The sequence below is a fragment of the Pseudomonas sp. 21LCFQ010 genome (assembly GCF_024129905.1).
Lineage (GTDB): Bacteria > Pseudomonadota > Gammaproteobacteria > Pseudomonadales > Pseudomonadaceae > Aquipseudomonas.
Map to the genome: position 1 here is coordinate 1 of NZ_JAMYDZ010000055.1, position 4,769 is coordinate 4,769.

Genomic DNA, 4,769 nt, shown 5'->3' on the forward strand with positions numbered 1-4,769 from the left:
TTACCGGCGTACTCGAAATCGGAAAAGCTCATCTGACTCATGGGATGGCGGGCTTGTAGAGGGCAGTTGGACGGAGGGCTATTTCAGCACAGGTCAGATGGCCTGTGGTGACTTGATCGGAGAATCCCTAGCGGCACTGCTGCGATTAGTCACGGCGTGTTCAGCCCCTTGAAAAGAGTTACGATCAGATAGTACGCGCCTAGCTGAAACTTGGAAATTACAGAGTGCGGCATGAAATATGTAGCCATTTCGTCGTTACTCTACCAATAGCGTGTACTAGCCTTATGATAGAACTTTTCGAAAACTAACTTGCCAAATGCATCTGGGACTATGACCTTGCGCCCTCACTGCGCACATTTGCGACAGAACTTAGACTTTATTTGCTATCGCACTCAAAAACAATTTTTCGGGATCTAGAAACAAGTAACCCTATCAGCTCTTGCAGTTGACAGGACAAGAAGTGAGCGTGCATTGCTTGTTGGTCATTCCACAAGCATTCAATTATCCAATTATTTCCTTCGGCAACCCTCCTCAACTCACACTTAGCAACACCCGAAGAGTTTCGCTCCACCAAACCAAGAATGCCAGATATCTTACCTTCAAGATCATCATCCATATTGACTTCGAATCCCATGGCGCTTTTCATAAGACCTGACATTGGACACACTCCAAGTTGAGACTATTTTTAAGCTGCGTTAACAACCTAGGGAGAAAGCACGATGCTCAAGTGCGCTTCTAGCACAGGAAAGAAGCTTTTTCGTCGCCCCCCTGCACCGCTCAAGATTAGAAATACATTATACGAAAAACGGCCAAGAATATGACAAAACGCTTGCAATTCCTGCCAAAATCATAAAAATCAATTGTACGCCTCTTGGAAGGAGCTGATCCAAATGCCAGTGAAGTTGATTCAGTTCATCGCTTACCCTGAAGTTAGCTTGCTAGATTTGGCAGGGCCCTTGGATGTTTTTATCGCTGCAAACCATTTTGCGCATCCTAGCCATCCGCCCTACGCCTTATCTGTCCTTACTTTAGACTCTGAGACACCGATACTCTCTAACCTCTCGCTAAACGCAATGGTGCTGGAACCAGAATCGCCTGCGGCGAACACACTCATCATCCCTGGCGGGCCTGGAATACATGAATTTTGTAATCACCCTAAATTTTTTACACATTTTGTAAAACACGCAGATAAAGCTAAGCGCCTAGTTTCCGTATGTACAGGCATATTTGCACTGGCAACTGCCAAAAAATTAAATGGGCGAAAAGTTACAACACACTGGTCTACCTATGAAAAGCTGGAGCTAGACTTTCCATCTGTAAATGTGATGCGCGGGCCTATCTATGTTAATGACGGAGAACTATGGACTTCAGCGGGTGTTACCTCCGGCATCGACTTAGCTCTTGCAATGGTTGAAGCAGACTTGGGTCATGCTGCTGCGCTTGAAGTGGCACGACACATGGTTGTTTTCCTGAAGCGCCCCGGAGATCAAAATCAGTTCAGCTCATCATTAACCCTTCAATCCAAGAGCAGTCAATTCTCAGATCTTCACGCATGGCTGAACAACAATCTTACTGGTGATCTATCGATATCATCCTTAGCAAACTTCATGAACATGAGTGAAAGAACATTTTCGCGAAGATACAGGGAAACCATGGGCTCGACCCCCAGCAAGATGGTAGAGCAGGTACGCCTAGAAGCAGCTTGCCACCTGCTTGTCACCTCGAACATACCACTCAAGGCGATTGCCAGAAAATGCGGACTAGGCGATGAGTCTACCTTTATTCGTGGTTTTACAAAAAAATACTCTGTCACACCGAAGGAATACCGAGAGCGTTTTAAATCATTTTCTTAATCGGACCCTTGCAGTATTAAGACAGCAAAGTGCCAGACTGACTACCGAAGCGTAGCCTCAAGGATAATGGAGTGCCAAAGCGTGCCTCACCAGCCACGCACTCAATAGGTAAATCTGTCGTTTCGAGCAGTTTTTGCGCCTTAGCAACTCGCTCTGCAGCCAACCATTCAGGGAAGCTCCAATCAAGTTCAGCACAGCGCCCGCACGCTGTGCTGAAATAGCCACCTCCGGCCACGAGCAGCAGCCAGTACCGTGAGCCAGATGAGCTTTCAAATTTCAAGTACGCGGCAAATGCAAACAGATCCGCGCGAACACTTCCTGGCCGAGATGGAGTAAGTCGTTCCCAGGCGCGGACTCATTGCCTTGATCGAACCTCGTTACCCAAGGCGAGGTGCCGCAGGCCTTATCCGTTGAAAACCATGTTGCACATTCATCTGCTGCAGAACTGGTTCTCCCTCAGTGATCCCGCCATGGACGAAGCATCCTGCCGATAATAGGTGAGGGATTCTCAGGGTGACACATCTTGGCTACAAACAATCTCACATACTGCAGAACCTATGGGTAAGCATCAGATATTGGACCCGAGAGGCGCTCCCGTCAGTCATCAAACTTGATGAGCTGGAGAATTGCATTCCACTTGATTTTCCCATTAGCTAAGACTCTTACGTCCCCAATTCATGACTGCCATACCGCTGATCGCCAAGGCGCCTCCTACTACAAGGGGCAGGGTCAAAGGTTCATCTAGCCATAGACTCGAAGACAAAATTCCGAACAGAGGGACGAGCGCCATATAGGCCGCTGCAGTCCCGGCGCCAAGGATTTTCACGCCATGGAGGTACCACGCATAGGCAAGTGCAGTTGCTCCTAAAGCCAGCGCGGCTAAGCTGAACCAAGCTTGTCTGGGAGCATGAGCAAGCCCTACCCATGCACTTGTACCTTCCATCGTCATACTGGCTACAAGCAGAAATCCGGCTCCCAGCACCGCAGTGACGGTCGTCGTAGTGAGCGAATCTACTGAAACCAGCAGCATTCGACCTATCAACGTATAGCCCACCCAGCAACCTGCGCATCCCAGTAGCAGTAATTCCCCACTCCCTGCTTGGCCAGGTAACAAGGTCGCCAAGGAGCCCCCGCTAAGTGCATACAGGGCTCCTGAAACCGCCATGATGACGCCGACTCCTATCTTCAAGTTGACAGGCTCCCGAAACAGCAGGGCGGCGAAGAACAATGTCAGTACGGGGTTGAGCGCCACGACCATGGCTGCTTTCCCTGCCGGCACCGCCTTGAGCGACAGCAGAAAGAAGATCGAGTAGCCCAGCACACCTACTGCAGATGCGCAACCCAGCCCCAGCCACTGCTTGACAGTTAAAGCACGCACGGCCCCCAGAAGCCCACTTTGGTGCAACCAAAAGACCAGCACGAAGCTCGCCAGAAGAAAGCGCAGACAGGCAGCCGTTAACGGTGGCATGGACTGTGCGACCAGTCGGCCCCATGGCCACGAGGCTCCCCAAAGCACAGTCATGCCCACCAGCCCCAAATGCACGGAGTATCTATAAATTTTCATGGAGCGTAGTATTTGCTTATCAGAATTAATAGTCTAATGAGCAAATACTCATGACGTTCTCGCAGCTTGAAGTTTTCTCTGCATTGGCAAAAATCGGTAGTTTTTCTCGAGCAGCTGCAGCACTAGGTACCACACAAAGCGCTGTCAGCCACGCGATTAAGCAACTCGAAACCGAACTTGGTATAAGCCTGTTCACCCGCGAAGCTGCGTCAGCAACTCCTACTGACGCAGGAGCTAGATTGTTGGTGCGCGCCAATGACATCCTGCAACAAAGAGAGGCTTTGCGGCAGGAAGCCGGCCATGAGCGCGGCATCGCACGCGGTACGTTACGAATCGCGTCATTTGGAGCCACATCTTCACTGCACTTGCTGCCGCAGTTGATTGCCAGTTATCGACATGAGCACCCATTCGTTGAAGTACATATCGACGAGGGAGTGGACAATGTGGTGACGCAGTGGCTGCTGGAGCGACGTGTTGAGCTAGGGTTCGTGGTCTTGCCCGATGATCGTTTCGATACGATAACGCTTGCTGTTGACGAATTGGTGGCGGTATTACCAGCTAGTCATGAACTGGCTGGTCAATCCAGCGTCGCGGCAAACGACTTTCATGATCAGCCGTTTATCCGTACCGCAGCCGGTTCCGGCCCCTATATCGACCAGTTCCTTACGGCAGCAGGATCTGTACCCAAGACACAGTTCCGCTTCGAGCAGCTTTCATCGATGTTGGGGTTTGTCGCTCAAGGTGCAGCAGTGACGATCGCGGCACGTTTAGCATTGCCAGAACCGCCTGATGGCGTGGTATATCGAAGTTTGAAGCCACTTAGACCGAGAGAAATCGCACTGGCCGCACTGAATTTTGAGCGGCTTTCACCTGCGGCGAAGGCGTTTGTTCACATGGCTAAGAAGATACGTCAACAGGCCCGTCCGTTGGGGGAGGCCACCTTCGCCTTGTTCTGAGTCGAGCAGCTTTTGTAGACCAGGTGACTGCTTCTGGACAATTCTGTTAAAAAGTCGATTTTTCAGAAAACGTGACGCTGAGCTTGGCCTCATCAAAGAACCTATTCACCACTGTTAAGTGGTTTTTCGGTACTTCGTTGACCGTTGCTGCTTTGTCAGTGGGTTAATTTGAGGGTTTTTGCTGATTTCGGGCGCACCTATCCCGTGGTTGGCGGCCCGTGAGAGGTGAGTTTTGCCAGTCGGCGCAAGTTCTGTACCGCAGCCGCTAAGGAAACTCCGAACAAGTTGCCCATCAGCCGGAAATGGACGGCTTGAGGATGCCGAAAGGCCCGATTTTCAGCCGCTGATTATTAGATAACCAAGGCAACGCCTTGGTTATCTGCCCTCACGGGCGCA

Annotated in this window: 4 protein-coding genes and 2 pseudogenes; 3 read left to right on the forward strand and 3 right to left on the reverse strand. The window is 50.6% G+C overall.

Annotation, left to right across the window (positions count from 1 at the left end; all coding sequences use genetic code 11):
- Positions 1 to 376: 376 nt before the first annotated feature.
- Positions 377 to 634: a hypothetical protein gene (locus NJC38_RS28840; RefSeq protein ID WP_253118175.1), complete on the reverse strand. Its 258-nt coding sequence runs from the start codon at positions 632 to 634 to the stop codon at positions 377 to 379.
- 256 nt (positions 635 to 890) lie between these two features.
- Here NJC38_RS28840 and NJC38_RS28845 point away from each other — a divergent pair, with 256 nt between their 5' ends.
- Positions 891 to 1,853, forward strand: coding sequence for a helix-turn-helix domain-containing protein (locus NJC38_RS28845; protein WP_253118176.1), 963 nt, complete (start codon positions 891 to 893; stop codon positions 1,851 to 1,853).
- A gap of 16 nt (positions 1,854 to 1,869) precedes the next feature.
- On the opposite strand, the pseudogene NJC38_RS28850 reads toward NJC38_RS28845, so the two are convergent.
- Positions 1,870 to 2,019 (reverse strand): annotated as a pseudogene (locus NJC38_RS28850) (GlxA family transcriptional regulator); the annotation flags it as partial.
- 95 nt (positions 2,020 to 2,114) lie between these two features.
- Between NJC38_RS28850 and NJC38_RS28855 the strand changes: the two are divergent.
- Positions 2,115 to 2,335: pseudogene (locus NJC38_RS28855) on the forward strand (hypothetical protein); the annotation flags it as partial.
- 167 nt (positions 2,336 to 2,502) lie between these two features.
- On the opposite strand, the gene NJC38_RS28860 reads toward NJC38_RS28855, so the two are convergent.
- Entirely contained in the window at positions 2,503 to 3,417 is a 915-nt protein-coding gene (locus NJC38_RS28860; protein ID WP_366856703.1) for a DMT family transporter, read from the reverse strand.
- A 50-nt stretch (positions 3,418 to 3,467) separates the two neighbouring features.
- On the opposite strand from NJC38_RS28860, the gene NJC38_RS28865 reads away from it, so the two are divergent.
- Positions 3,468 to 4,373: a LysR family transcriptional regulator gene (locus NJC38_RS28865; protein WP_253118177.1), complete on the forward strand. Its 906-nt coding sequence runs from the start codon at positions 3,468 to 3,470 to the stop codon at positions 4,371 to 4,373.
- The last annotated feature ends 396 nt before the right edge of the window (positions 4,374 to 4,769 follow it).